Here is a 26028-nt window from a genome sequence, read left to right as displayed (position 1 = left end):
AACTTCTGGGGGTCAGTTCAAAGCCGGGGCGCTTCAGTCCTGCACCTTGTATTCAAAGCCCTTGCGCAGCCCCGAAGCTTCGAGGACACGCTCAAGGATGAGCTCGCCCCAGTTGCCCTGTGTCTTGGCCTGACCCTTCAACGCCTGCGTCAGGCTCTTGGCGTCTTCACTAAGCGCCTGGTTCAGAGCGACCAGCTGACGCACTTGCTCGGACAGAGCCGAGCGGTCTTTGCCCTCCTGGACGTAGACCTCTTCAACTTTGCCCTTGAACTCGGAAAGCTGAGTGCGGAGTGGGTCGAGAAGCTGCCCAAGATTTGTCTGGTTCTGCTCGGCGAAGCGCTTGGACTTCTCTTCCAAGATTTCACTAGCCAGCGTTTTGAACTGGTCGGACAGAGCATCACGCGCCTGGAGAAGCATCTGCAGTTTCTCCTCCGAGTGCGTCCGTTCATCGTCGGTGCGCGTGCGCAGCTCGGTCAGTTCAGTAGTCAACTCCGCGACGCGCGCTTCGGCGTTCGATGCGGCAGTCCGTGCGTCGCCTCCTTCTTGGCGAGTCAGGCCCAAGGCCTCGCGCTCGGCGGCCAGTTCGGCCGCAAGCCGTGCGATTTCGCTGCCGGTCGACTCTCGCACCCCAGCCAACTCGTCCCGCGCTGCGGTCAGCGCAGCCGACAGGTCGGTCAGCTGCTGCTCCAAGCCAGGGACGCGTAGCGCCTGCTGCTCGAGAGCGGCCTTCAGCTCGTTAGATTGTTGCAGCGCGCTGGATGCGGTTTCGAGACGCTGCTGTGTTTCGGAGAGCAGGGTAGTTTGTCCGCAAGCTGCTGACCGAGCTGGGTCGCGCGTTCAGCGTTCTGGCCATTCGTGGTCGACAGTTGACGCAACTCGGCCTCACGACCTTCGAGAGCTGCGCTCAACGTGGTGACCTCACCCTCCAGCGTAGGGACGCGGCGTGCTTGCTCTTCCAAGCTCGCTCGTGCTTCGTTCGATTGATGCAGCGCGGATGCTGTGGACTGCAGTTGCCCACGAGCTTCGTCCAGGTCGCGGTTCACGTCCGCGAGCTGCTGAGCAAGCTGCGCGGCTCGCTCCGAGCTTTGTGCGTTGGCGGTCGAAACCTGACGCAGTTCCGCTTCACGTGCCACGGCGGCGGTTTCCAGCGTCCCAATCTCAGCCTCCAGCGCCGGTACGCGCCGGGACCGCTCGGTCAACGTGGCGATTTCGTTGGAAGCGGTGTCCAGCTGGGAGCGCAGTGCCCCGAGGCTCTGCTTAGACGCCGAATGCTGTAGACGTTCGTCTGCCAGTGAAGCCGCCAGGCCATTGGCCCGCTCCGTCAGGGTGGCTAGTTCGCCTTGAACGCCTGCCTTGGCCTCTGTGGACGCGGCCGCAACCAGGGAAGCAGAGCGCCCTCGACCGGCAAACCAACCTACGACAAGCCCGACGAGAAGGGCTATAGCCGCGACACCGGCGAAGAGGAGAGGCTGGTTCATGGATGGTCCTGACAGAACACGAAGCTGTATAAATATACAACCGCTAAATAATTTCCTGTAGTCTTCAGCTGGCCGTCGTCCGCGAGAGGTGCAGGGCGGTGTAGGCGGCGTTCGCCTGACGGGCTATCTCTTGAGCGGCGGCTCGCTTGTCTGCAGCCAGCGCCGCCACGCGGCTCGGATGGGCCAAATCGACGAGCTTTCGACGAGCAAGCTCGATTGCCTCCCAAGAGGCCGTCGGGGGCACCTTCAACATCTGGTACGCCGCTTCTACCGAGAAGCTTGGCGAGGGCGCCGCGGGAGGCTGCGCACCGACCTGACCGGTCGGAGATGGCTTTGGCTCTCGCGGTACGGGGGTAGGAGGCGGTGGCACTACAGGAGGCCACAACTCAGGTTGAGGTGCGACCTTCGCCGCCGCAGGCTGCCGCGGTGGCTCTATGGAACGCGGGGCTGGCGGGGCAGCCGTGGAGAGCACCCGTTGCACCTTGTCCAACAGAGTCAGTGCCCGGGGCACCTGACGGTGCCGAAGTTCTGCTTCCAGTTGCTTGAGGACTCGAGCGTCACCTTGCGCGGCGCCGAACATCGCCTCCAACTCGGTGATGCCTTTCTGCATGAGAGGACGAGCCATGGGAGCCATGGGTTACGACGCCTCCAGCTCTTCGGCCGTGTCGGCCTCTTCAACACCAAAGGGGTCGACCTCCTTGCTGTGGACCCACACCGTGTTGTCCACGGACTCCGAGCCCAGAGGTTCGATTCCCAGGCGGTCGAGGGTCTCGACCAAATCAGCAAGGACTGCCTCGCGGCGACGAACGAAGCTCGAAGCGAAGCACCGCCAGAACGTCCAACCAGCGCGCTCGAGCACCCGCTGTCGCGCCATATCGTCTGACCACTGCCCTGGCCCGTGGAACCGGTCGCCATCGCATTCGATGGCAAGGCGGCGACCTTCGTTGCCCTCGACGACGAAGTCGATTCGGTAACCGCCGCATGGAACCTGCGGCTCGACACGGTAGCCTCGCTTCACGAGTTCGTCGAACATCTCGAACTCGAAGCCAGACTCGCACCGGTCCCGGAGAGCGAGCACCTTGCGGGCGTCCTGCCGGAACGGCTGTCGGAAGTGCCGGATGAGCCGAGAGTTCAAGGTGTCTTCGCCGAATGTCGACTCGGTCACGGACCTGAACAGGTACATCCGGTCGCGGGCGCGTGACAAGGCCACGTTGAACCGCTGCAGCATGTCGGCCTTGTGCTGTGCCGCGCGGTTGCTGGGGTCCAGCACCATGGACACCATCATGATGTCGCGCTCTCGGCCCTGGAACACCGGGGGCGGACCAACCGCAATCTTGCGGGCCAAGATGTCCGACGGCGCCAGTCGCTTGCTGACCAGCGCCTGGATGTAGGCAGCCTGCGTTGGCCCCATCAAGGTGACGACACCGATGGTCCTTCCATCGAATTGCGGGTCTGCCAGCAGCGCCTCGATTTCGTCGACGATGGCCTTCGCTTCGGCAGGGTTCGTATCTCCCTTGCGGTAGCCGCCCTTGACGTAAACGTCGATTAGCGGAGGGTCCAGCCGTTCGTTCGCCTTGGGCAGTCGCAAGGGGCGGATGTCCCCTTGATAGAACTCCCTGTTTGAGAACTCGATGATGGCCGGAACGCAGCGGAAATGCTCCTTGAGCATCACCGAGTTACCAGCGAAGACAACCTTGGCCAAGTCGTAGATGGACTTGTCCGGCGTCATCTCAGAGCCGTGCGGCTGGTTGTTCAGGAAGCGGTTGCTGAGCTCTTTGATTTTTTCTTCTGCGGTGCCGACCGCCGACGGAGACACCTGCTTGTGGTCGCCCACGACAAGAAGTTTCTTGCCGCGCAGCAGAGCTGGCAGTGCCCAAATGTCCGACTGGGATGCCTCGTCGACGATGACGAGGTCAAACAAACCGATTTCGGGTGGCAGTGTCTCGGACACTCGCCAATGAGGAAGCACCCAGCAGGGTACCGCCTGATAAGCCCGCAGCATCGCTGCGCGGGCAGTCGCTCGGTGACGGATGGCGCGGACGCCGGTACCGGAGCCCATTGCTTGCACAGCGTTCAGGTACGCCTGCAGCGCCTGCCGAACGTTGTCAGGCGAATTGTTGAAGACGCCCAGCCACGTCTTCTCAGCGACCAGGTCCTGGTACGTCCGGGCCAGCGCCGTGGTGAGTGTCTTCCTTTCGGCAAACAATTCCCGCAGCTTGCGATGCCCGTCGATGCGCTCGAGGAATATGACGGCCAGCCGCCAGTTCCAGGCGTCCAGCCAGGTGGCGGGCGTTAGCGGGTCGTGGTCGGGGGAAGCTGCGGCAGTGCGCACACGAGCGCCCCAGAGTTTGGCGCCGGCGGCCTGCAGCGCTGCTCCGACCCGGCCAATCTCGTCGAGTGCCGGGCGCAAGGCAGTCAGCCGCCTCAGCTCGTCTTGCAGCGCGCCCCACATGGTTTGCAGCACAGCCTCATCAGCGGTCGCTCGCCCCAGGTTGTTCGTCAGGAACTCGCGCAGCTCGTTCACCATCCCACCACTACGGCCTTCGAGCTTTTGTATGAGCTCTTTGACGCGCTTCATCGCGTAGGCCAGCCGGCCCTTGTCGACGTGCGCCTGCAAGCTCTCCGAAATCGTCTTTAGGAATGGCTCATCTTCGTCGACGAGTCGGTCGGCAATCGGCCTGCCGAACACCGCAGCAACGCGTCCGGTGATGTGGGCGTCGAACTCGAATACGAGCTGGCGAATATCGTCGACATGGGCTTGGTCCAGCGCGAGCTTCTTGAACCCAACCTCGAAGCCCTCCGCTGGTTCGAGACCAAACTCCTCGGACATCGAGTTCCAACGGGCGACAACCTTGCGAGCCTCGCTTCGCCAGTCCAGCATGCGCTGGACTTCGCTCCACTCAGCCTTTGCCGCTGCTGCCGGCGCCGTGCCCAAGACGGTGACCGCCGCAACGAGTTTGCGAGCGTCGCCGCTGCCGAAGGGCAGGGCGAATGCGCTCTTGCCCGAGACCATGCGTGCCACGGCTTGCTTGAAGTCAGCGTTGAGTTCTGCGTCAGCCGGGACTTGCACCGCCTTCGATACGAGCTGACGTCGCGTAGCCTCAAGTTGCTGGACCTGCTGGCAAGTCTCCAGCAGCGCCGTGAGCAGCGGGTCGTCAGGGTGCATATCAGCCATGCGTTGGCCCAGCGTCGTAAGCCACGACAAGCCCGGGCTCTTGAGCTTGCTCTTGCAGGCCACGCGCGCGTCCAGGAAGGCCTGCAACTGCTGCGCCTTCTCGAACGTCTCGAACCGAGAGTCCACCAACCGGAGAATGCTCCCGTGAGCAACATTCGCTTCGATGGACCGGGCCTTCACCAGGTCGCGGTGCAAGCCCTGCAGTTCTGACCAAGCGGGGAAGTCGTCCGGAGAGGGCAGGGAGGCACTCAGGTACAGGATGTCTTGGCCCGCCTTCATGCGTGCGTCGCGCAGCGCCGAGATGTCTGCATCCCCGAATGGCAGCTTGTCCCCCGCGGCCGTCGGCTCGTCATCAAACCATTGATGCTTCTCAGCGTCCTGAAGCACGAGTTTCGCCATCTCCTCCGGCGTCACCTCCCGTCCTTGGAAGATGTAGTTGCGCATGTGCTTGGACGCAAACGCCGCGACTGTCTGGTCGACGTTGGCAATCTTTGCGTGCAGCTGGTTCAGCTTCTCTTCAGCGGCTGAGATTGCGGCCAGAGCTCGTGTCGGATTGATGGATGCGACTTCGGATGCGATGGTTTGGATCGAGTGCTCGAACTGCTTCATGCCGTCGCGCTCGTCGGAGAGCAGGGAAACGCTCAGCGGACGAATGCGCTCCGGCAGCTTGTCTTGGAGAACTGCCAGAGCAGATTCGCCCTTGGCGGTGACAAGAACACGCTTCCCGTTCGCAAGATAGTGGGCTACGACGTTCGCAATCGTGTGCGTCTTGCCGGTGCCAGGCGGCCCCTGAACGACGACTCCGTCGTTGCTCTCCAGCTTCTGGATGATGGAAACCTGCTCGTCGTTGTACGGCATCGGGAAGTACAACTCGAAGGCACCCGGCTGGCTGTCGCTGGAAGACAGGCCCCGAAACGGCTGTTCAGGTCGCACCTTGACCGACGAGTCGCCGTGCTCGACGAAGCTGCGAATGACGCCGGGCAGTGTTGTCGCTGCCTCAACGCTCTTTTTAAGGCGGCGCACGTCCTCCAGAAAGATGTCTCCGGAGCGCTTCCGTCCGAACAGCACCCAGGTGTTCGTAATCTTCAGCTTCTCAGCGGGCGTCGGAGGCGTCACATCATCCGTTCTCACCTCGTAGGCCCCCGAGGGGTCGAGGTGACCAACCGCGGCCTTCAGCACCCCATCGAAGGTGGATGCTTCGAATGGGTTCACCCGGTGAGCACCCGTGGCCAGGCTGCTCCGCCAGAAGGCGTCCAACTGTCTGACGCCAGGAAGCTCCATCTCCGCGTAGCAGTCCGCTTCAAGGCGCGCTTCGACGTCGCGCGGGCGAACTTCGAGGTCGAACGTCTTCTCGTTCAGCGCGATTTCGCAGGATTGGACAAAGAGAGGGTGCTTGACGGGTGTACCAAACCCTTCCTTCTTCCACGCGGCGAAACCAATTCCCCACACCAACTCGAGCGCAGTTTCGGCGCCGTCCGACGCGATGGCTTGCTGGAGAGCAAACAGCTGGTTGTAGCGAGCAATCGTCTTGCGGCGAGGACGCTCCGCCATAGCCCAGGGCTTCCATTGGTTTTCCACGTACCAATCGAACAGGGCCTGGACCTCCGGGTGGTCTCGCAGCCGCTCGCGGCCCACCTCGCGCTTGCCCTCGTACTGAACGACTTCGTTCCTTAGTTCGGGGCTCTTTTCTGGCGTCTTGGGGAGAGTAATCCACAGCTTCAGCGTCTCATCGGGTTCAGGCGCGGCAATTTCTTGGAGACGAGGAAGCCGCAGCCATACGTCGTCACCTTCCACCTGCAGGTTGAACTGCAGCTCTGGAAGGCCCTTGAGCTCGTGCTGATGGGCGACGAAGTAGTCCGTCGGGACGGAGAAGGCTGGTTTAGTTTTGAGTTTCTCGACCTGCTCGATGTAGGTGAGAAGGTCGAGTACGCGCGGCGCGGCTTCGTTCAAGTGGTTGCTCCCGATGAAGGCGCCGACGTTTCGGACGGGACAAGCTCATCCAGCCCCTGCTTCTTGCAGTAGTCGAACAGCAGGCTTTCGAGCATGTTGGTCATGCTGCGATGCTCGTGCTTTGCTGTGGCTTCAAGTAGGACTTTGAAGCGCTGCGACACCCGGAAGCTGACTGCGACGGTTTTTTCGGCGGCCATTTTTTCTTCGTTCTGTATAGAAGAGCACGATACACGAACGGTTACGGCTTGCAACATCTCGCCTCCCTGTTGCCGCGCGCGGGCCCCCTAAACCAATGGTTAGCTGTACCGCCCGCCGGGTGCAGGACTGCCGCTCTCTACTCGCAGGCAACGCTCATAAGGGCAGTCCGCGACGGGAGAGGAAGAGAAAAAGGCGCCATCGGTGGGCTGTGCCTCTGTTCGATACAAGCGTCGGGGCTACACTGTGGAGCAGTAGCCGCCCGCCGGCTCGCCCGCCCACAAGGCTAAGCCGTTCGCGGCAGCGTGAGACCCAGAGTCCTGGTTCGACCTCAATGGTCACAGTGGCTCGATGTGTGGGCGCATCGCGTCAAGGTGACCTTGGACTTGAACCATGGCTACTTCCCTCACTTCCGCTCGCATCGAGCAGCTCAAGCGCGCCGCCAAACGCATGGTGCGCGAGCAATCCATACCCCTCCACGAAGCGCAACAGCAGCTGGCCGAAGCCAACGTACAAGAATTGGTCGCTGCTGCAGAAGCACGCTCTGCCCGAGTCGGGCGCCAAGCCTGTGGCGACGCCGACTCCGCCGTCGGCGCGAGTCATGGGCTCGAGGGACCACTACTACCTCCACGGCGACCAGCACGCCGAACATCCGACGAAGTTCTTCTGCCGCTCCTGCGATGAGTTCGTAGACTCGGACCACTTCTTCGCAAAGCACGACCAGCGTGAGACGCTTAAACGCGCACTTGACGCAATCAACCGCTGGGCCACTCGGGAGCCAGAGCAACAGGCGCGCAGGCCGCTCGGCGCTCCGAACATGCTGGAAGCTCCTGCTCGTGCCCAGGCCGCCGCGCACGAAGCATCGCGCAGCCCCTTTTATCGCTGGCTTGAGCGCCAGAAGGGACGGAGCAGCCCGACCGGCGACATCGCACGGGAGATCCTCGGCGACGAGGGCTTCCCCGTGACCGCGAACACCTACGAGGCAGCGGAAGACTACCTGCACTCGCAGTTCGCATCGAGCGCTGCCGTCAAGGCTTTGAAGGGGGCCTGGCGCTCATTCCAGGGTGCGCAGAGGCGGACGAAGTCTCCAGAAGTCGCAGAGGGCAGCGTGCGTTGGCTCGACGAAAACCGGGGGGCGCTCGAAAGCTCCAACCAGTTCGCAGAGCAGGGCTTGCCGCTCGAACGCCACCGGAACTTCTGAGGCCGCCTCCGACAGGGCCGTGTCGGTCCGACAAGGTCTTGTCGGAACTGTCAGAACGGCGGGCGGGGGCCCGCCGGCTTGACGGAGCTCTGCGATTCCGGCTACCTTAGCGGCTAACGCAAGTTGCCGCGTGTCAGCGTGTACACCGAGCGGGCCCCGGCCCGCAAGGCATGGCAAAGGCAGCAACCCACATTCACACCCCGTGTTTCCACACCGGAGCCGGGACAACGCACACCGTCCGTCACGGCTTCTTCGGTATGGAGACATGCAATGTCCCTTGCTTCCCCTATGCTCTCGGCGGGTCGACCGCTGCAGGAACAAGCTCTCGCCCTTCTGGCCTTTTTGGCCGCGCGAGACAACGTCATCACCACCCCGCAAGCCGCCGCGGCTCTGGACGGTCTTCTTGAAGAACCAAAACAAGCCGCCAAGGAGCTACGGCGCCGCCTGAAGGCACTCGGGGTCAACATCCAGCACACCCACGCCTTGAAGGCTGTGGCCGAAGCGCGCGGCACTGGCGGGCACCTCGGCTTGGGTGAACGCCTGCAATACGACGTGGCGTCGTGGTCCCCGGACGCGGCCATCAGCTGCGAGCGGGTGCGGCTGGCCAGCTTCGCGGCCGCGGCAGATGAGGTTTGCAAGCGAATCCGCGAGAACTACGAGGACGATCCGCCGTTCGGAGCGCTGCGCGTCCAAAGAGACGAGTTGCTGTTCATCGGAACAAGCGCGGCGACCGGCTCCTTGTGGAAGGTGCTCCTGGTCCCGGTGCAACCAAACGGCAAGGAGGGGGCTTTCCGCGAGGTTAGCCCGTTGGAGCGCCTGGCCGAAAGACATCGCCGGCTGGTCGAAGGGAAGCTCGGTGGGTGGCTCGACGGGACATATGAGGTGGGCAGAGCGGTGAGGGCGAACGAGGGCGCGACGCTCGACGCGAAACTGCGCACGGACTTGTTCTTCGCGGACCAGCTCATCTTGGAACCCGTTCAACCCCTTCTGCACGAGCTGCCCGCAGGAGCTCCCGCTGACGTCCCTTGGAGCCCGAGAGCGCGGCTGACACAGGCTCAGTGGGAGGACTTCGGGAAGCGCTACGCGTTCTTCGCCCGTCGGCACCCCGAGACGTCCCTGGCCGAATGGGTGCGCAAACTCCTCAGCTCGGCCGGCGCTGCTCGTTTCGAGCCGATGCCTCATCAATTCGCCGCTTCTCGAAAACGCTCTTGCTACGGCGCAAGTGAGCTGGGATAACCTGCTATTCGAATTTCCGCTGGACGATGACGCCAGGCACGTCGCAGACCTCAAGGCCGGCCGCGCTTGCCTCGATGCGATTCATGTCGTGTCGGCCGAACTGGGTCTGGACCCGAACGACCTGATGGTGCAGCAGCGGGTGACCCCTCGCGTCCCGCTACCCCACCATACTGACCTGGCGCTGTGGCTCAGCCGCATGGACGCAGTAGTTTCGCAGCCTGAAGGCGCGCCTGCAGTGGCATCAGGCCTGGTAAACAGGCTGAAGGCCCTGTGTCCCTTGCCCTATGAGAAGCGCAGGGATTGGGGCGACCGACCGCCATCGGAACTCGAGGCGCTCAACCAGGAAATCCGTTTCGCTGGCCTCATGGTCTGCGCGGGCATGGGAACGCGGTTCGTCCAGGACTTGCCGAACGGCCGCATTCGGCCGGCGTCGGTCTCAGTTCTCGAGTTCGACTGGCAGGTCGACGTGCTGACGCAAGGAGGCCAGCTTGAGCCCGAGAACACCTTCATGACCATCGGGCCGGAACGCGACCCGGTGACGCCCGAGTGGCTGGCGCGCTTCAACAAGCCGCGCTTCACCGCCAGTGACCTGCTGCGCTACAGCGACATGGTCCACGAGACCATTGGCGAAGATGACGACGAGAAGGACCGCTTTATGACGAAGGTCTTCGCTGGCATCAAGGTGTTCAACCGCGACCCCGAGAAGGCGCACTCGGCGCCCGTTCGCATGGAAGCGCTGTCCAGGCTCATCAAGAACGAGCCGATGGAACCGTGGGTGCGCAAGAGCCGCAGCAAGCCCGACGAAGAGGACACGCTAATGATTTCAGAGGCGGCATTCGAGGCGACAGCGCGATGCGAACTCGTGGACGTAGCGGGTAAACCCGGTTTTGACCGGCAGGCCTTCTACATGCTGTGCGTTAAACACGCTCGCAAGTACAGCTGACAACGAGCATCCGTTGCCGATTCCAGACAGACGCCGCGCCGATATAGCACCTATGGCATTTAGGCGCGGTCTTCACCTGTTTGGAGGTTGAGCGGCATTCCCAAGCGCAATATAAAGGCAATACCTGAACCCGAGGGAGGGCGCCGTGGTGCGTGTGAAGACCAAGACGGAAGTGGCGACCATCAAGCTGACGCCCAATTGCCGGCGTGCCTGGGAGGCTGCTGCCGCGAGTGAGCGTCGCTCCCTTGCCAACATGTTCGAGGTCGCACTCCTCGAGTACTGCGAGCGTCACGGCGTCGAAGTGCCCGCGCCTGTCAAGGCGGCCACCACGGCCAAGAAATCTGCAGCGAAGAAGTCCGCCGTGAAACGGGTGGCAGCAGCATGAGGCGACGCCGTCTTCAGGTGCACCCCACGCGGCCGCTACACGGGAGAAATACTCCATGAGTCAACCCGTGTTCTTCGAGGCCGAACGCAAGCGCTTCTTCCGACCGCTGAACAGCTCCCGCCGGGAGCTCGTCGTGGCGTGCCTGCGCGCGCTGTACGAGCGCCTGCACGGTCCAGCTGCCGACTACGCGCACACGATGACGCGGGACTCGCTGCGCGAACTACTCATGGCCGTCGTGCGAGACAACCCCGACCGGCTTACCGCCGAGGCTGAACAGGACGAGTTCAGCAGCGCCGACGGCGAGCCACTTCAGCTGACGAACCTGCTGATGCGAGCGCTCATCACTGACGGGTGGCTGGAACAGTTCGCCGACCGACACGGCCTGGTGACGGCATTTCGGTTTTCTCGTCCGGGCAAGCTGTTCGCCGAAGCGCTGTGGACGCTCGACCGCCCGAGCCGAAGCCGGCAGCGGAACATGCGTGGCTGCCGCAATGCCTTGGACGCGGCGCTGCAGCCGCGTGGCGATGCCCACGACCTCGTCGACGCCTACGAGTACGCCGAAAAGGTCATCGAGGACCTGACAGAAGGCATCGACTACTTTCAGGAGCTGGTGCGCCACTTGATGCAGACGGCATCAGTGCAGCACCAGTGGAGCGAATTCGTCGAGTTCCTCGACCGCTTCCAGCGCGAGTACTCTAAGCAGCTGACGGCGGACAACGCCATGCTTAATCGGCAGGCCATCCGCCATAACCTGGAGCGACTGCGCCAGGTGAACGATGCGAAGTTCCGCCGGATGGACGAACAGCTCCACGACATCGCCCATTGGGCAGTAAAGGAGCACGCGGGTTCCACGGTCTACGAGTGGCTTCTCAGGCGCATCGAGGCCATCGTCGATGCAGCCTGCGAAACCAAGCAGCCAGGCTTCCTCAAGGCGATGGAGACCTACCTCAAGCGTGTCAACGGGCTGGCGATGCAGTCGCTGATGCTGCGAGCGGGGCAGACGCGCCACGCCTACCTACAGGGCATCCAGCGGGTGGCCCAGACGGAAGACCGCGAAGCGCAGGACCGGCTTCTTCTCCACTACGGCGCGCACCTGGCGAGCGCTGAGGTACGGCTGCTCGACCCAGCGAGCTTCAAGCTGCGAACTGTGACGCAACGACGCAAAGCCGTCACCGTCACCATCCGGCCGCGAACCACCCGCGAGGAGCGCCTCGCTGCCGCAGTGGCTCGCGCCGAAGCCGAGGCTTTCTCGCTCCCCAATGAACTTGTGGCTGAGGGCCTGCGGGCGGACCTGCGCATCTTCCGCCACCCGGTGAGGCTGTCCGCCTTGCCGACAGAGAGCGCAGAAGACGTGCTCAAAGCAATGCAGGCGGTTGAAGCCGCACGGGCCAGTGGAAGTGACTTCTCAGTGCGCAGGCTGCCGACGCGCATGGACAACCCGGCCTATTCCGGCAGCGACTACGAAATCGACCTGAAGAAATGAACCTGTCCACCGTCGTTCGCGACCAGCTGGCGCTGGTCAACATGAAGCAGGAGCGCTTCCGGGAATTGGTCATCCGGCTGTTCTCCTATGGCGTCATCGTCCGCGACGAGGACCGCACGGAGCAGGCGCTGTATGACGATGCGAGGCGCATCCAACAGCTTCTCGAAGACTACTTCGACCTCGCCGGTTTCCTGCTTCATCACGACACCACCAACCAGTTCTATCGGCTCTACGCGCCAGGTGCTGTCGTCGATGGCCTGCCGGAGGATTCGCACGAAGCCGTGCCGGCGCTGCGCGCTCGCGTCTCGGCCGACTTCGTGGCCGCAGCCCTTGCCCTGCGTTTCCTTTACCAGAACAAGCTGAACTCCGGCGACATTCAACCGCAAGGCGAAGCTCTTATTGGGTTCGAGGAGTTGGCCGTGGCTCTGCAGACACAGCTCAAGCGGCAACTTCCGAACGGCTCGACCGAGAAGATGCAGTTGCTCGCAGAACTGCGCAAGCACCGCCTGCTGAGCTACTCGCCAACCTTCAGCATCGCGGACGAAGACGCGCTACTGGCCATCCGGCCGACCATCCTTGGCGTCGTTTCCAACGACGCGATGAGCGCAGCACTCGATACGGATGGTGTCGTCGAGCAGGTGACGACCGTCGGCGAGGAGGCCGCATGAAGCTTGACCGTTTGGTGCTCGTCAACTGGGGGCAGCTGCCTCCGGGGGACTACGAGCTTGGCAACATGACGCTGCTCACCGGTCCTACCGGCGCCGGCAAGTCGACGATGCTCGATGCTTTGCAAACCGTCATGACGGCGTCGTACCAAGGCATCGTCGCGTACAACCCTGGCCAAGAAGAGACGCACGGCACAGGGCGGCGCGGCAAGACCAAGCGCACGCTGGAGTCGTTCATCTGTGGCGCCGAGTACAGCCTCTTCTCACGACCCGATGGGGCGCACGGATGTGTGGCGGCGGTCTTCCGCCCAGAGGATGGCGAGACCACCGCCAAGCCGTTCACTGCGGTCGTCGCCGCGGCAGCTCGGGTTGATGGGCAAGGGGAGCGCAGGGTAGCCCGCCTCGAGCGGCTAGAACTCATCATCGTCGACGAGGAGGCGTTGAGCGTCGCCGACTTCCTCAAGGATGCCCAGCAAAGCGAGTGGGTCGCCGTCGAAGACTTGGTCAAACGCCTGAAGGCGCGTTACCGCAAAGTCACGTCCTTCGACAGCCACAAGAAGGACTACCTCTGCGCACTCTACGGTCGGTTCCGCGGCCGCACGTCGGTGACCTGGGACGAGACCTCTAACGCCGCCAAGGCTTGGAGCCAGTCCATCGCCTACAAACCCATCGGGTCGGTCCACGACCTGGTGCGCGATGACATCCTCGAGTTCGACGGAAAGTTGCTTCAGGAGAGCATCTCGCGTATCAGCGAACTCATGCGTCAGGTGACCAGCCTGCGGGAGGAGGGTGAGCGCCTCACGGCCACCGTCACTCGATTGAAAGAGCTGAAGGTTGCCATCGACGATACCGCCAGCTCCTTTGAAGAGCAGGTGCAGTACGACCTCTTGCTGGCCCGAGTACATCTTCGCGACGACGACGCCCGCATCGACGAAGAACGCCGCAAGATTGCCAAGGACGCTGAAATCGAGGAACGAAACCTCGCGCTTATCACCACCTTGTCGACCCAGTGGGACAACCTGGACAGAAGTCGGGTGCAGCTGACTGCGAGTTTGCAAGGCATCGCAGCACACGGCGTGAAGGAGCGACTGGAGCTGCAACTGCGCAACGCCACCGGCAACGCTCGCAAGGTGTTGGACGACCTGGTCAAGGGACTACGTTCCGCGGCCAATCTGGACAGCGTGGCCAGGCAGCTTGCTGGCAAGGAAATTCCCAAGGAGTTCAACCGCCTGCTACCAGCCGTCGAGGCCGTAGCCAGCGCCTATGCGAAGACGGAGCTCGGCCATCTCGCCGACCTTGTGAAGACCGTCCATCGTGTCGTTCAAGCGCCCTCGCTCGTCCCGAACGAGCTGCTGGAACTGTGTGAGCAGTTCGAAGGCCTGAATGGCGCGCTTGCTGGCGTATTCAAGGCGCTGGTGGGTCCTCTGGACAGTGTTTCAATGGCCATCGCTGCCGATGAAGCGTCACTGCAGACGCGCATCTCCGCAGAGCAGAAGATGGTCCGTGACCTCGCCGCCGCTAAAGCCAACATGGCCGGCGGCGGCGGCAACTACGACCCAGCCACGACCTATGCCCTGAACCGCATCCGCCAAGAGCTGCCAGAAGCGTCAGTGCTCGTCCTTTGCGACCTTGTGGAGCCGGTACCAAACTCGAAATGGCAACCTGCCATCGAAGCCTACATGGGCATGGCACGGCTGAACTTCATCGTGAAGCCGGAATGGGAAGCGCGAACCATCGACTTCTTGCACTCCATCAAGTCCAAGTCTCGTGTCATCCAGGGCAAGCTGTGCATGCGGCACGCCAACCCCGCCACCGTTCCGCAGGACTCGATGATTCACGAGCTGCAGACCAACCATCCAATCGCCCGGGCTTATCTAGTGGACCAGTGGGGCGGGGTGGAGAAGGTTGCTAGTTCCGACGAGCTTCGAGAAGTCCACCGTGGCATCACGATTGACGGTAAGGCAGCGGGCTCTCGCACGATGTATCCGACGGAATTCAGGGAGCTGGTCTTCGGCCGCGCCGCTCGTGAGAACGCTCTCCAGCGGACGATTGCCCAGTTGGAAGCGGCGGAGAAGCGCCTGGATGACCTTCAGAAGCTTCAACAGACGCTGGGTGACGTGCGGACGTTGCTGGCAACGGTTAGGGAGCCGAACTTCGACCCTGACCCGCTGCTGAACTACGCGGTGGAAATCGACCAAGCCCAGAGAGACCTGAGCCAGCTTGACCTCACTGAGGTAAATGAACTGGAAACGCGTCTGACCGAACTGCAGCGTCAACTGGCCGCTGTGGCGAAAGACCGAAAGGACGCGGAGAACGCCATCGCGTTGGCCAACGACCGGACCATCAAGTCGGAAGAGGTTATCAAGACGGTGCAAGGGCGCCGTGACGACCGACTGCGTGAGCTGGAACGACAGATTGGTCGGCTCAAGCAGGTCTGTGAGCTAAACCCTGAGCGCACCTACACCGTGCTGTCCGAGCAGGTGACAGAGCTCCTGACCGTGGTGTCAGTCAACGAGGTGATGGCCCGAAGGGAAACACTTCGGAGCTTGCCGGCCATGCGCATCGGGGAAGTTCGGGAGCGTCTTAGCGAGCACCAAAGCCTGGCCAAGACCGAGGAACGCTTCCAAACCCACCTGCCTTATTCGCACGAAGGCGAGGGTTTCGACCCATGCTACGGGCCGCTTGTGCAGCTGGGACGTGCCGTTGGCTCGTTGCACGCAGACCTCGAAGGTGTGGGCCTCTACAACAACCGCAATGAGGTAGGAAAAGCAGAACGGTCCTTCCACGACGTCTTCACCAAGCAGTTCTGCGTCGAAATCAAAGCCAAGGTCGACGACGGTGTCCGCACGCTGCGGCACATGAACGCTGAGCTGCAGAACCTCAAGTTTGGGACCGACCGCTTCACCATCGACTGGTCCAAGTGGGAGCCTGAGTTCGAGGACTACTACGGCTTCTTCAAGGCGGTGGCTGAGTTGGCCGACTCTCCCGACACGGTGGACCTGTTCGCAGAGACGACGCTTTCCGACAAGCACCAAGCGGTGCGCGACCGGCTGGTGAAGCTGCTGCTGGACAAGGACCAGGAACGCGCCGAACGCGACCTCCTGCGCATTGCCGACTACCGGAACTACCGCCGCTACGAAATCTGGAACGAGTCCGACAGTGGCGGTCGCATCGCGTTGTCCACCTGGGGCACCGGCTCCGGCGGTCAGTTGGAGACGCCCGCATATATAGTTCGAGCCGCGGTGGTGACCAATCGGATGAAGCTCTTCGACAGGGGGCCAAGTCTGAAGCTGCTTGTGAGCGACGAGTCGTTCTCGCGCATGGACGAGTTGCGCGCTCGAGCGGTGCTTCGGTACCTCCGTGACAGCTTGGGCCTGCAGCTCATCAGCGCCATGCCGACCCGCGGCGCCGGCGGCCTGCGTCCTGAGTTTGACCGTGAGTTCAGCTACAGCCGCGCCGGTGTCGACGAGATGAACGGCGAACTCGACTTCATCATCGAGTGCGACGAGCGTCACTTCAAGAAAGACCGGATGCGCGAGATGTGGGAGGCCCATCGCGAGAAGGCCAGGGAGCAAGCGCGCTTGGCTTTTGAAACGAAGGAGCCTGCGCCCGCAGTGCCGCAGCCTGGCGACCTGTTCATGCCAGGGGCACTTGCCAATGCAGCACCTGCAAGCTCCGCGGAGGCCGCACCTTGAGCGAGCGCGCTCCGCTCTGGCTGCAGGGCGCTGATATTCAGCAGCTGCTTAACCTGTTGGTTGACCGGCTCGACAGTGCGGACCAGCGGGGGACGCGTGCGCAGTCAGTGGCGCTCGGCGCCAAAACCTGGCCGGCCCTCTACGACGCGCCATTTGAGTCAGCAAAGGAGACGCTCTGGGAACACCTCGGCGAGATCGTGCGGTGGGGCTGGTTGGCAGTCAAACCTGATGGCGTAACCAAGCTGCGCTCCGGGTACGACCGGGATCCGCGTGTCACAGTCCTCGATGAAGCCGCCCTGCGAGCAGCCGTTGGCCGGCCCGAGCGAGTTCGAAGTGCCTCTGAACGGTGGAGAGAAGCCGTCTTCGCAGGCCTGGCGGCCTCGGAGGAGGTCAAACGCCAGGTCGGTGAGTTCTGCATCGACATGCCCGACCGCACGGTGGACGAGGTCGTAGCCCGCCTGAACGAACTGCCTGCCTTGAGGAACAAGTCTCTGCTGCTTCGCGAGGTTTCCGCTCAGCTGTTCTGGGGGATGTCCAAGGTTCTGGACAAGCGCCAGGCGTTGGTTGCCGCGCTGCTCGGGCTTGACGACTGTCCCTTCCCGGAGTCGCCGGTGCAACTGCAGGTCTACCTGCCCTCAGCCGGCTTTCGCGGCGTCCTTTTCATCGAGAACCTGATGACGTACGACAGGGCAGTACGTTCCACCAGCCCGGAGTTTGACGGGCTGGCCCTGGTGTACGCCTCCGGTTTCATGGGTAGTGCTCAGCGGCTGCGGACGCCCGACGGGTGCTCGTTGTTCTTCTCCGACCGCGGCGGCAACGCGCGAGACCTGCGAGATGGGTTCAAAGCATGGCTCTTCGGCAAGGGCGCCCAGCCGGCGTACTTCTGGGGAGACTTGGACTGGTCGGGCCTACGCATCCTCGCGGCGATGCGGTCCAGCTTCCCTGAACTGACGGCGTGGCAGCCTGGTTATGGGCCGATGCTGCTGGCGCTGCTGGCCGGACAGGGGCACTCGCCGGAGGCGGCCGAGAAGCAGGGGCAGAAGGCCATCGCGAGCACCGGTTGCCCGTACGCGGACGACCAGCTTGTGCCTCCGCTCCGGCAAACCGGTCGCTTCGTTGACCAAGAACTGTTCAGGCCGTAGCTCCCTCGCATGGCCAAATCAATCAGCCGCTTCTTCAGCGACCTTGGGCTTCCACTGAAGAACATCCGATGGTCCTGGGGCGCCACAGCAGGCTCGACGCTGCTGCTTCGCACCTGGTCGGATGAGTTCACCAGGCATGGCGGCGTGCGTCGGGTCAACGGTGTTGCGAGAGCCGGCCGGTTACCGTGCTGGAGACTCCTACGGCCTCGACGAGTGCTACCGGCAGCTGGAGGCAGTGTGGGCTGGAGGGGTTGCCGCGTACACCGTGATGGCCACTGTCAAGGACCCCACGGTGCGTCCTCGAGAAATCAAGGAATACCGGGACGACGGGGTGTTCTGCATCGACCGGCTTGAAATGCGTCCAGACGGCAAGCTGACCGCAGTACTTGGTGACTTCGTGCCGCTGCGCGAGCTGGCAGTTCATGCGCAGACGTTCAGAATCGCAGCCGGAGAGGGTCCGCTTCCGGCTGACGCCTCCATGAAGACAGGTGTCTCGACGGACGCCTTCCAGCTCGAGATTCCGGCAATGCGGACTTTGTTCGAGCAGGTGTGTCGCTCCAGGGGCACTTTGACGTACACCGAGGTGATGGAGCGCTCCGGATTGACGTTCTACCCGCTGACCACCGCACTGGGCCGCCTTGGCCATGACTGTAAGCGAGAGGGCGAACCCATCATCACGGCCATCGTCGTCGACGCCAAGACCCGCAGATGTGTCCGCATCCCCTACCTACAAAAGTGGCTCAGTTTCCGGTCGGCGCCAACAGACGATGAAGTGGAGGCCGCGCTCCCGTGCCTCGAGGTGGGCCCGGACGCCTGCAACGCTGCACTCGTCAGTGAGAGCCAGCGCCGAGTAGCGCTTCTCTGCCGCCCGCTCCACCAATTCTTCGGGCTGCGAGGCCCCGACAAGGAACGTGAACGCCGAGCGGCAGTGCAGCTCGGCATAGGGCGGGGGGTCGTCGCCCGGCTTCCGCCCCGCGAGCTCATCGAAGTCCATGATCCCCAGGTCCCAGGGCTCGTCGTTGGGCGCATGCGTGAACCCTGCGACGCCGCCAACACGTGGCCAGCCGGTGCCAGCTGAGCGATGACCTGGCGCATCGCGCCGCAATTGATTGCGCGTCCCTGTAGGCCCCTACGGACCGAGATGTCCGCTCCCGAGGTGACCGATCGGTCGTTGTCTTGCCGTCCCACACGCTCCACGATCGCTGTTTCAACAGCCTTGATTTCGTTGGACTGAATTCGATGTCGTGTTCGCCTCCATCTTCTTCCTTGATTTCGGCATCTCGAACAGTGCAACGTTTCGTTATTAACGTTTGCAACATCTGCGATGCTGAATTCGCTGCGTTTTTCGTCGCACCTTTTTGCCACGTTTCGTTGATGCGGTTCGTTATTAACGATCTGTTGAGCGCGCCGGGAATTTGGTACTTCAAATTCAACGAAAAAGAACATGCGTAAAAAACCCCGGTTTTGAACTGACTCAAAACCGGGGTTCAGCGTTTGAAGTTGATTTCAAACGTTCAGTGCAGCGTCCTCGGCACCGAAGGCAGGGCAGTCAGGACACGGCGCGCTTGGCCGTCGGCAGCCGTTCCGAGGTGCTCACTCCACAGCGCGGTGCCGGGAATGACCACAATCTCTATACGTACATCGCCGATCCATACCCAGTGCCGCACGCCATGGCGGATGCGCCCAATCGCGTCCTCTTCTGGGCACGTCCACAGCCTGCCAGACGGGTCAAGCGCCCCGATCAGCGCCACTCCTGGGCGTCCCGGGTCTGTATGCCTCGTGGCATAACGAACATCTACATTCATGATTCAAGAATGGTTAGGGGAAAAGGGTCTGGCTTGACCTACCGAACCATGCGACACTGGCAACGCAGGAATTATTGCTCAGTGCAGTGGTTCGCCTCCCTTCGCCACGACGGGAGCAGATGAAGGGACGGGCGCGTGAGACCGCCTGCTCCCAACATCTGGACGCTCTATTCAATGGGTTAAAAAGCGGTCCGGCGTGATTCTAATGCTGCCCGCGAATAAATGGGAAGCGATCGGGCCAATTCGGGCCGATTTGAATCCGATGACCAATCAATAAGGAAGCGGCTTTTTGGCTTGGCGTCGAGGAAAAGGCCCTGTGCAGCGCCTTTTTTAGGGCTTCGATATCGCAGAGCGCTTTTCCTAATTCCCCTTGGGTCCGTAGGTTATTCCGCGCGCAAGGCGTTCGTCAGCGGCTCGAACGCTTGAACCTTTCCGGCGGGATGGCCCCTTTGCGCTTCACTTTCACCCAGTCGGCCGATCGAATCCCGGGTTGGTAGACGCTCGTCTTCCGCTTTGCCACCAGACCCTCGAGCTTGAGCGGCAGCACAGCTTGGTGGAACACCTCTGCGCCGTCGGCGCCGGAGAAGTGCCTGACGTAGAGGATGTTGGCCAGCAGTCGTGCGAGGAGCTTTGCCAGCATCGCCTTCCGCTTCTTGAGCGGGCGCTGACTGACGTCGGTGCCGCGGTGCACCAGCAGGTCAAAGATGCAGTAGACGACAGGATCCGCACCGGGGTAGAGCCGACGGCGCTTCGCACGGTCCTGGAGGCGGTCGAAATCGCTTCGTCCCAGCTCGTCCTGCACAACCAGCTCGCTGTCGAATACGAAGCGGCCGCCTTTCAGGCCGGCAAGTCCGTTCGCGACTTCCGGGAACCACGTGGTTGCGTTGGCCCAGCCTCGGGTACGCAGTTCGACGCCGGCGTCGACCTGCTCCATCAACCGCCACCCGTCCTGCTTGAGCTCTACGATCCAGCCGGGGTCGGCAATGTCGATCGGCCGCTCATCCTGGAGCATCGGGCGGAGCGACGTGAAATCCAGCATGGCACGAGGCGTCGGCCGCCGCTGTCAGCGACCGTCGGAGCCTGGCCTACGCCAGGTCCTCCGCATCTGTCGGAAAAACGCTGTCTTCGACCTCAGGAGCTGCGATGACAGACGATCCCCGCAAGCCCGGTCTGGACCGGAAGCTGATTTCTCTCACCGAACCGCACGAAGTGCGTTCCTGGACTGAGAACCTCGGGTGCTCAGAAACGCAGCTTCGCGACGCAGTGAAAGAGGTGGGCAACTCGGCCGAGGCGGTGCGCGCGCACCTGGCCGGGAAGCTCAAGCGCTAACTTCTTCAGTGCTGCTGCTTGGCTCAGCGCGGGCGCCGTCTGCGCGTTGATGTCGCGACAACGTCGGCCGCCTCGAACTCCGGCCCGACGTATTTCGAAAGCATCGCACGCATGCCTGCGATCAGTTGGCTCGAACCCCGCTGGTACGTGCCGCGGTTCAGCCCCCGCGGCGCTCCCTCACGGTCCATGGCCACCGCTAGCCAATCGCGCGCCTCAATGGGCATCGGCGACAGCATGACGTCTTCGCGGTCGAGCAGCTGGCTTCCGTCCGCATGCAGGGTAGATGGGGAAAAGTCGGGCCTAGGCTCCCTCCGCTCCAAAATCGCGATGAAGTGATCGAGCTCTTTCGTGGAGAGCTCGCTGACCTTGAGCTTCATCGCTGAGCCTTCGCCAGCTCAGCCGCCAGCGCCAGGGCTTCGTCCGCGGTTCCCACAACACCGACAGCGGTGCATGAAAGCATCAGATTCACCGGTAGGTCGAAGTCTTCGACGGCCACGCGGTCTCGCGTCTCGCGCAACACGCCGGTTTCGTCGGTGCCGCATGGGAGCGCGGCACTGACGCGCTGCGCGTAAGTGCCGGACGGCAGCCCGTAGCCGATCACGGGGATCCCAAGCGCCACTGCGAAGCCGGCCTCGAAGACTGTTCCCGGATCCGGCTCGAGGCCGCGGAAAGGGCGGAGGTTTGCGATCACGACGTTGGCCTGACGTAACAGCGCCAGATTTGCGCTGCAGATCCGCGCCGCTTTCTCCGGTCCTTGCTCGGTTCCGGGGACGTCAACGGGGACCAGGCCCTGCAGGCCGCGTGCCGCGGCCAGCTGCTTGATGCGGGTCAACCGGGCTGACGCATCAACGTCTAAGACGTCAGGCCCCGCGAAGTAGATCCTGAAGTTTCCGCTGGCCTCGACCACGCGCTCTCCGTCAGAACTCCGTGGCTTGGAAGTCCACCTTCTGAAAGTCGCGAGCGTCTTGCTCGCGAATCCACTCCCAACACATGGCGCGCAGCCGATCGATGGTGTCGAGGCAGCACTCACACACCTCTTTGCGCAAGATTTCGACCCTTCCGCCCTTGGCAGGACCGAGTCTCCCGGTGGTCCCGTCGACGAAGTAGCGCAAGTCAAAGCAAGCGTGTTCTTCGGTGTGGGTCAGATTCATGGGGAAATGGGTTGTCCAGAGGCTGCGAGTATGCGTCAGGGCCTCTCGCCCTCTGGAGGGCCCCTCCTCAACTTGCGGATGTGCGACTCGAGCAGGGGGTCTGCCAGGATCTCCGTGTCGTGGTTCGATTCCGCTAGCTCGAGCGCGAGCTTTTCCAACTCGGTCAGGCCTTCATCGGCCCATTCCCAGAAGTCGTCTACTTGTCGCCGCAGTTGGTCGAGCCCATCAACATCGCTCCCTTCGGCCGAGAAGCTCTGTAGCAGCAGCCTCCAAGCTCTACCTTGCGACTCGAAGTTGTAGAGCATGTGCTTGCGTCGTTCGAGGAAGTGCGGCTGCATGTCCGTTCTGAGCGGGATGCGCAGATCTACCGCATCACGCCACAGCTTCATCATCGTGACGATCGCTTCGGGGTCGAACTGTGCTGTGAACCGGGGCAGTTGGGGAGCATCCAAGGCGCATTCTCTCGCGAGAACCGGGATGCCCTTCTGGGCGCGCGCGTCCGCGCTTGGTCCTGCGGACTCGGCGTCGCCGCCCCTTCAGGCCACCACTTGCGCAACGCTGCCGCTGGCAGCGCCGGGCCCGGCCAGTCCTCCTCGTAGGTCGCTTCCGGGACCGCCCCTTCTTCGACGCATAGCGCAGTCGTGGCCCTCCCGCTGCCTCCGTGCTCGCCCGGTCCCTGCGGGCTGCGGCCTCCGCGCGGCGTTGCTCACGGCCCCCGCCGGCGCTCCATAGCGTCGAGGCGGCTCCGAAGAGCAGATCTACAAACACGAAAGGACTAGGTCATGACGCAGCACACTCCCATCACGGACAGCGCAGCAACGGGCGCAGCGGGCGTTGCTCCCGCTCCCTCCGAGGCTCACCGAGGCGCGGTGATCGTGATTCACCTGGATGACGATCTCGAGGTCGTCGGTGCATGCATTTCGGAAGCGCAGTTCGCGCTTCTTCTGGACGCTCAGCGCGTCCTTCGCGTTGAGGACGCGAAGGGCGCACCCTATGACATCTACCTCGACATGGATCAGCAGACGCTGGTGTGCGACGCACTGACCAAGTAGAGACGGCTTGGTGAGGCCGTGCAGCGCCAGAGTCGGCAGGCAAGGGCGGGGCCCGCGGCTGGACTCATCAGTTCTCCGGTTTCCGTTTCCTGTCCGAGCGCCGGGGCGGATTCCTTTTGGCCGCCCGAAGCAGGCATGCGCCACAAATTTTGCGTCGCTGGTGTCGCATTGAATAATATGTATTGAAAACCCTCCCGTTTTTTGAGATAGTAGCCACCATGAACAACGCAGCGCTCAGTTCCTCTACTGCTAACAGTGAAGTTAGTAGCAGCGAAGCTACGTCTACGGAACTTCAGGAGAAATGGGGCCAAGCACTCGGCAGGGGGTTCGTCGTGATTCCCCTCGAGTTGCTCCGGCGTCAGAGCGAACTTGGGCTGGCGGATAACGACTTGGTCGTGCTTCTCAACCTGCTGTCGCACTGGTGGTACGCCGATGACCGCCCGTATCCCCGGACAGCCACGATTGCGACGCGCATGGGCGCGTCGCCCCGGACGGTGCAGCGTTGTCTGGATAAGCTGGAAAAGAAGGGGCTGATTGCCCGTGTCAAGGGGCAAGTGACCATGAAAGGCAAAAACCAAACAGTCACCCGTTATGACCTGCAGGGCACGGTGACGCGTTTGAAGGGGTTCGCGCTGACGCCGTTGGCGCAGGTGCCCGCGGCAGCCCCCGCGAATCCGAACTATTTGGCTGGGAGGCGAAGGCCTGCCGGCGACACAACTTCACTGCCTCCCGAACCCGTGCCTGATGCCGGGGCGGGGGCAGAAGGGTTATCCGACGAAGCTCAAAGGAAGTAGCGCCGGTGCGCGTGCCCTTCGCGGAGAAGGGCTAACGACTGGGGGTGGTATCCCATAGTAATGCACCGGAGGTCCTGGTTCAAATCCAGGCGTCGGTGGACTTGTAGCTCAATGGAAAGAGCGTCGTGCGTATGCCGCCCCCGGAAGGTGGCCTCCAGCACGAAGATCCCGGTTCGAGTCCGGGCAGGGCCTCCTATTTTTTCTGCCATGACCAACGCACCGCTGCGTTGCAGGCAGCTGCTGTCGTTGTGGCCTCTTCACTGCGTTTGCGGCTCCGTGCGTGCGTGTGCCGTATGCGCCGACCGCAGCTGGAGGCCGCATCCCGCTGCGGTCCCATCACGAAGCCTGCGGCCTGAGCCCGCTGCCCAGCTACCTGCAGCGGAACTCCTTCCCCAGCTCCTGGCGCCGGCGTCGCCGGCGCGGCGCGCATCCGCACGCCCTCTGATCACCTGCAGCCGTGCCTGCAGCTCTGCCAGGCCTGCGCCGTGGGCGTTGGCCACGGCCGCGCCAGCGGCCGCACCGCGCTGCGCGCCCAACCACCAGGCCTGCGGCCCGAGCTCGTCGACCAGCCGCCTGCAGCGGATCTCGCTCTCCCATTCCCCTTCGCGCCGGCACCGCCGGCGCTGCGCTGCCGCTTGCCGCCGCCGATCCGCAGCTGCGCCTGCAGCTCCTCGAGGCCCGCGCCGCCGGCGCCGGCCACGGCCGCTCGAGCGGCCTTCCTGCACATGCGTGCGATCGGCAGGCCTGCGGCCTGATAGGCGCTCGGCGCGCGCCGGCATCTGAGTGCCCGCACGGCTCTGCCGTTGTCCCCGCACTTCCTGAGTTCATCGCTTCTTCCGGTGACTTTGCTCCATGCCTGGCCAGGGCCCGCTTCGCTGCAAGGGTCCGGCTGCGCCCAGGTCCTCACCCGTTCGCTGCTCGCCTGCGGCTGCGCTGCGCATGCGGTCTCCGGGCCCGCCCTTGCTCCCAGTCCAGCCCCTGCGCGGCAGCGCACCGGGCGACGAACTCAGGAAGTACGGCGCCAAAAACACCGGATCTGCCGCATGCCCTCAGAGCCAAAAACCTAAGGGCTCTGAATCTTGGAACCCGGTCAGTGATGAAAGAAAAGAAACTCCCAATACTCGCTTCTCGTTTTGGCAGCAATGCCCCCGTGCTGTACAGCTCTACCCCTCTCTCGGACGACCAGATTCGCCGGGTGGCGCCGTCGATCTTTGCCGATCAACCTCACGCGAGCCGCTCCGAACGGTACAGCTACATCCCCACGGCGACGGTGCTCGCCGGATTGCGCAAAGAAGGATTCGAGCCGTTCATGGTTGCACAGACGCGCGTGCGCGATGAGGGTCGCCGCGAGTACACCAAGCACATGATGCGGCTTCGCCATGCGACGCGGAAGGCGGATCAAGAGGCTGTCGATGAAGTGATCCTGCTCAATTCTCACGACGGCACGAGCGCCTACCAAATGCTAGCGGGAGCCCTTCGCTTCGTCTGCAAGAACGGGCTGGTTTGCGGGGACGTGGTCGAGGACGTACGGATCAAGCATTGCGGGAACGCAGTGGATGGCGTCATCCAAGGAGCCTACGATGTCCTCGACGGATTCGACCTCGTGCGGGAGGTCCGTGACGACATGCGACGGATCACGCTGGACCAGGGCGAACAGCAGGCATACGCAAGGGCCGTTCTTGAGTATCGCTACGAACCCAGCGTCACAAAGCCCGCCCCGATCACCGAAGACCAGCTACTTCGACCCCGTCCTCTGGCCGATCAAGGCTCGGACCTGTGGACCACCTTCAATCGGGTGCAGGAGAACGTCATGCGCGGGGGTCTCGACGCCCGTACGCGCACGAACCGTCGGACTTCGACGCGCGCCGTGCAGGGCATCGATCAGGGGGTGAAGCTTAATCCGCGATGTGGGTCCTCGCAGACGCCATTATGAAGCACAAGAGCTGAGGGGGAGGGCAGGTTAAGAAAAGGGCGTCGAAGCCCTTCTCTCACCTAGATGGGCCCGGAGACGGAAGGGCGCCCTATGGCGAGCGCGCTCAGCGGCCAATTTCTACGGCCCTTGCGACTGTCGCAGTTGAGGTTGCCGCTGTATACGGTCACCCTTGAACCTCAACTCGCGATGAGCGCACGCTCATACCCTTGTACGGATGCCATTGACGCAGTCTCGCACGCGAAAGGGGTGTTCGACCGTGATGCGGTTCTCGCCTTCATAGTCTTCGTCCCTACTGAGCACCCAGTACGCACCAAATGCTGCTACAGAAAAGGGAAAAACATCCGACATACAGCATAAAACCGCATTCGACCATCGCGTACTCGATTATTATCACCTTGCGTCAGACCACCACCGAA

22 protein-coding genes, 1 tRNA gene and 1 pseudogene are annotated in these 26028 nt (G+C 62.8%); 13 read left to right on the top strand and 11 right to left on the bottom strand.

Annotated elements, in window-relative coordinates; genetic code table 11:
- Positions 1–33: 33 nt before the first annotated feature.
- The 4 genes from rmuC to INQ48_43140 form a co-directional block, all read right to left on the bottom strand.
- Positions 34–750, bottom strand: a complete 717-nt coding sequence (rmuC, locus tag INQ48_43155) for a DNA recombination protein RmuC (protein ID QRF63439.1) — start codon at positions 748–750, stop codon at positions 34–36.
- Positions 729–1478, bottom strand: a complete 750-nt coding sequence (locus INQ48_43150) for a hypothetical protein (GenBank protein ID QRF63206.1) — start codon at positions 1476–1478, stop codon at positions 729–731. The genes rmuC and INQ48_43150 overlap by 22 nt, the downstream gene beginning before the upstream one ends.
- A 637-nt stretch (positions 1479–2115) precedes the next feature.
- The gene (locus tag INQ48_43145) at positions 2116–6603 is read right to left on the bottom strand and encodes an AAA family ATPase (protein QRF63420.1); all 4488 of its coding nucleotides are present in this window, start codon (positions 6601–6603) and stop codon (positions 2116–2118) included.
- On the bottom strand, positions 6600–6800 hold the full coding sequence (locus INQ48_43140) for a hypothetical protein (protein ID QRF63419.1): 201 nt from the start codon (positions 6798–6800) through the stop codon (positions 6600–6602). Before INQ48_43140 ends, INQ48_43145 begins: the two co-directional genes overlap by 4 nt.
- Before the next feature lie 599 nt (positions 6801–7399).
- On the opposite strand from INQ48_43140, the gene INQ48_43135 reads away from it, so the two are divergent.
- The 8 genes from INQ48_43135 to INQ48_43100 all read left to right on the top strand — a co-directional run bounded on the left by INQ48_43135 (position 7400) and on the right by INQ48_43100 (position 17548).
- A complete protein-coding gene (locus INQ48_43135) occupies positions 7400–7999 on the top strand; it encodes a hypothetical protein (protein QRF63418.1) in 600 nt (199 codons plus the stop codon).
- 270 nt (positions 8000–8269) lie between these two features.
- The gene (locus tag INQ48_43130) at positions 8270–9235 is read left to right on the top strand and encodes a hypothetical protein (protein QRF63417.1); all 966 of its coding nucleotides are present in this window, start codon (positions 8270–8272) and stop codon (positions 9233–9235) included.
- Positions 9222–10178: a hypothetical protein gene (locus INQ48_43125; GenBank protein ID QRF63416.1), complete on the top strand. Its 957-nt coding sequence runs from the start codon at positions 9222–9224 to the stop codon at positions 10176–10178. Before INQ48_43130 ends, INQ48_43125 begins: the two co-directional genes overlap by 14 nt.
- Before the next feature lie 145 nt (positions 10179–10323).
- Positions 10324–10563 (top strand): hypothetical protein, encoded by a 240-nt coding sequence (locus INQ48_43120; protein ID QRF63415.1) that lies wholly within the window; start codon positions 10324–10326, stop codon positions 10561–10563.
- A 67-nt stretch (positions 10564–10630) separates the two neighbouring features.
- Positions 10631–12046 (top strand): ferrochelatase, encoded by a 1416-nt coding sequence (locus INQ48_43115; GenBank protein ID QRF63438.1) that lies wholly within the window; start codon positions 10631–10633, stop codon positions 12044–12046.
- Positions 12043–12714, top strand: coding sequence for a DUF4194 domain-containing protein (locus tag INQ48_43110; GenBank protein ID QRF63414.1), 672 nt, complete (start codon positions 12043–12045; stop codon positions 12712–12714). Before INQ48_43115 ends, INQ48_43110 begins: the two co-directional genes overlap by 4 nt.
- Positions 12711–16406, top strand: coding sequence for an AAA family ATPase (locus INQ48_43105; protein QRF63413.1), 3696 nt, complete (start codon positions 12711–12713; stop codon positions 16404–16406). The genes INQ48_43110 and INQ48_43105 overlap by 4 nt, the downstream gene beginning before the upstream one ends.
- The gene (locus tag INQ48_43100; protein QRF63412.1) at positions 16403–17548 is read left to right on the top strand and encodes a hypothetical protein; all 1146 of its coding nucleotides are present in this window, start codon (positions 16403–16405) and stop codon (positions 17546–17548) included. The genes INQ48_43105 and INQ48_43100 overlap by 4 nt, the downstream gene beginning before the upstream one ends.
- Before the next feature lie 727 nt (positions 17549–18275).
- Here INQ48_43100 and INQ48_43095 read toward each other — a convergent pair.
- Positions 18276–18542: a PHP domain-containing protein gene (locus INQ48_43095; protein QRF63411.1), complete on the bottom strand. Its 267-nt coding sequence runs from the start codon at positions 18540–18542 to the stop codon at positions 18276–18278.
- Between the two features lie 1217 nt (positions 18543–19759).
- Positions 19760–20392, bottom strand: coding sequence for a hypothetical protein (locus tag INQ48_43090; GenBank protein ID QRF63410.1), 633 nt, complete (start codon positions 20390–20392; stop codon positions 19760–19762).
- Positions 20393–20496: 104 nt separating this feature from the next.
- Between INQ48_43090 and INQ48_43085 the strand changes: the two genes are divergently transcribed.
- Positions 20497–20682: a DUF3606 domain-containing protein gene (locus INQ48_43085; GenBank protein ID QRF63409.1), complete on the top strand. Its 186-nt coding sequence runs from the start codon at positions 20497–20499 to the stop codon at positions 20680–20682.
- 23 nt (positions 20683–20705) lie between these two features.
- Here the strand turns inward: INQ48_43085 and INQ48_43080 are convergent, their stop codons facing one another.
- From INQ48_43080 to INQ48_43065, 4 genes are read right to left on the bottom strand one after another with little or no spacing between them, the layout of a single operon-like run.
- Positions 20706–21059, bottom strand: a complete 354-nt coding sequence (locus INQ48_43080) for a hypothetical protein (GenBank protein ID QRF63408.1) — start codon at positions 21057–21059, stop codon at positions 20706–20708.
- Positions 21056–21589: a nucleoside 2-deoxyribosyltransferase gene (locus tag INQ48_43075; GenBank protein ID QRF63407.1), complete on the bottom strand. Its 534-nt coding sequence runs from the start codon at positions 21587–21589 to the stop codon at positions 21056–21058. Before INQ48_43075 ends, INQ48_43080 begins: the two co-directional genes overlap by 4 nt.
- Positions 21590–21599: 10 nt before the next feature.
- Entirely contained in the window at positions 21600–21833 is a 234-nt protein-coding gene (locus tag INQ48_43070; protein QRF63406.1) for a hypothetical protein, read from the bottom strand.
- A gap of 35 nt (positions 21834–21868) precedes the next feature.
- Entirely contained in the window at positions 21869–22285 is a 417-nt protein-coding gene (locus tag INQ48_43065) for a hypothetical protein (protein ID QRF63405.1), read from the bottom strand.
- Between the two features lie 330 nt (positions 22286–22615).
- Here INQ48_43065 and INQ48_43060 point away from each other — a divergent pair, with 330 nt between their 5' ends.
- The 3 genes from INQ48_43060 (at position 22616) to INQ48_43050 (ending at position 23871) form a co-directional block, all read left to right on the top strand.
- Positions 22616–22885 (top strand): hypothetical protein, encoded by a 270-nt coding sequence (locus INQ48_43060; GenBank protein QRF63404.1) that lies wholly within the window; start codon positions 22616–22618, stop codon positions 22883–22885.
- A 218-nt stretch (positions 22886–23103) separates the two neighbouring features.
- Positions 23104–23679: a helix-turn-helix domain-containing protein gene (locus INQ48_43055; protein ID QRF63403.1), complete on the top strand. Its 576-nt coding sequence runs from the start codon at positions 23104–23106 to the stop codon at positions 23677–23679.
- 97 nt (positions 23680–23776) lie between these two features.
- Positions 23777–23871: transfer RNA gene (locus INQ48_43050), tRNA-OTHER, on the top strand.
- Positions 23872–24124: 253 nt separating this feature from the next.
- Here the strand turns inward: INQ48_43050 and INQ48_43045 are convergent.
- Positions 24125–24406, bottom strand: a complete 282-nt coding sequence (locus INQ48_43045) for a hypothetical protein (GenBank protein QRF63402.1) — start codon at positions 24404–24406, stop codon at positions 24125–24127.
- 369 nt (positions 24407–24775) lie between these two features.
- On the opposite strand from INQ48_43045, the pseudogene INQ48_43040 reads away from it, so the two are divergent.
- Positions 24776–25626, top strand: a pseudogene (locus INQ48_43040) (DUF945 domain-containing protein).
- The last annotated feature ends 402 nt before the right edge of the window (positions 25627–26028 follow it).

It is taken from the genome of Variovorax paradoxus (assembly GCA_016806145.1).
Taxonomy (GTDB): domain Bacteria; phylum Pseudomonadota; class Gammaproteobacteria; order Burkholderiales; family Burkholderiaceae_C; genus Variovorax.
The sequence above is the reverse complement of the archived record's forward strand: the minus strand, read 5'-3'. Positions and strand labels throughout refer to the sequence as shown.

Excerpts from the sequence above, each read along its gene's own strand:
- INQ48_43085 (QRF63409.1), top strand. The coding sequence starts at position 20,497 with ATGACAGACGATCCCCGCAAGCCCGGTCTGGACCGGAAGCTGATTTCT.
- INQ48_43055 (QRF63403.1), top strand. The coding sequence starts at position 23,104 with ATGAACAACGCAGCGCTCAGTTCCTCTACTGCTAACAGTGAAGTTAGT.
- INQ48_43095 (QRF63411.1), bottom strand. The coding sequence starts at position 18,542 with ATGGACTTCGATGAGCTCGCGGGGCGGAAGCCGGGCGACGACCCCCCG.
- INQ48_43110 (QRF63414.1), top strand. The coding sequence starts at position 12,043 with ATGAACCTGTCCACCGTCGTTCGCGACCAGCTGGCGCTGGTCAACATG.
- INQ48_43060 (QRF63404.1), top strand. The coding sequence starts at position 22,616 with ATGACGCAGCACACTCCCATCACGGACAGCGCAGCAACGGGCGCAGCG.
- INQ48_43105 (QRF63413.1), top strand. The coding sequence starts at position 12,711 with ATGAAGCTTGACCGTTTGGTGCTCGTCAACTGGGGGCAGCTGCCTCCG.
- INQ48_43090 (QRF63410.1), bottom strand. The coding sequence starts at position 20,392 with ATGCTGGATTTCACGTCGCTCCGCCCGATGCTCCAGGATGAGCGGCCG.
- INQ48_43150 (QRF63206.1), bottom strand. The coding sequence starts at position 1,478 with ATGAACCAGCCTCTCCTCTTCGCCGGTGTCGCGGCTATAGCCCTTCTC.
- INQ48_43080 (QRF63408.1), bottom strand. The coding sequence starts at position 21,059 with ATGAAGCTCAAGGTCAGCGAGCTCTCCACGAAAGAGCTCGATCACTTC.
- INQ48_43140 (QRF63419.1), bottom strand. The coding sequence starts at position 6,800 with ATGGCCGCCGAAAAAACCGTCGCAGTCAGCTTCCGGGTGTCGCAGCGC.
- INQ48_43135 (QRF63418.1), top strand. The coding sequence starts at position 7,400 with ATGGGCTCGAGGGACCACTACTACCTCCACGGCGACCAGCACGCCGAA.
- INQ48_43130 (QRF63417.1), top strand. The coding sequence starts at position 8,270 with ATGTCCCTTGCTTCCCCTATGCTCTCGGCGGGTCGACCGCTGCAGGAA.
- INQ48_43045 (QRF63402.1), bottom strand. The coding sequence starts at position 24,406 with ATGTGCAGGAAGGCCGCTCGAGCGGCCGTGGCCGGCGCCGGCGGCGCG.
- INQ48_43070 (QRF63406.1), bottom strand. The coding sequence starts at position 21,833 with ATGAATCTGACCCACACCGAAGAACACGCTTGCTTTGACTTGCGCTAC.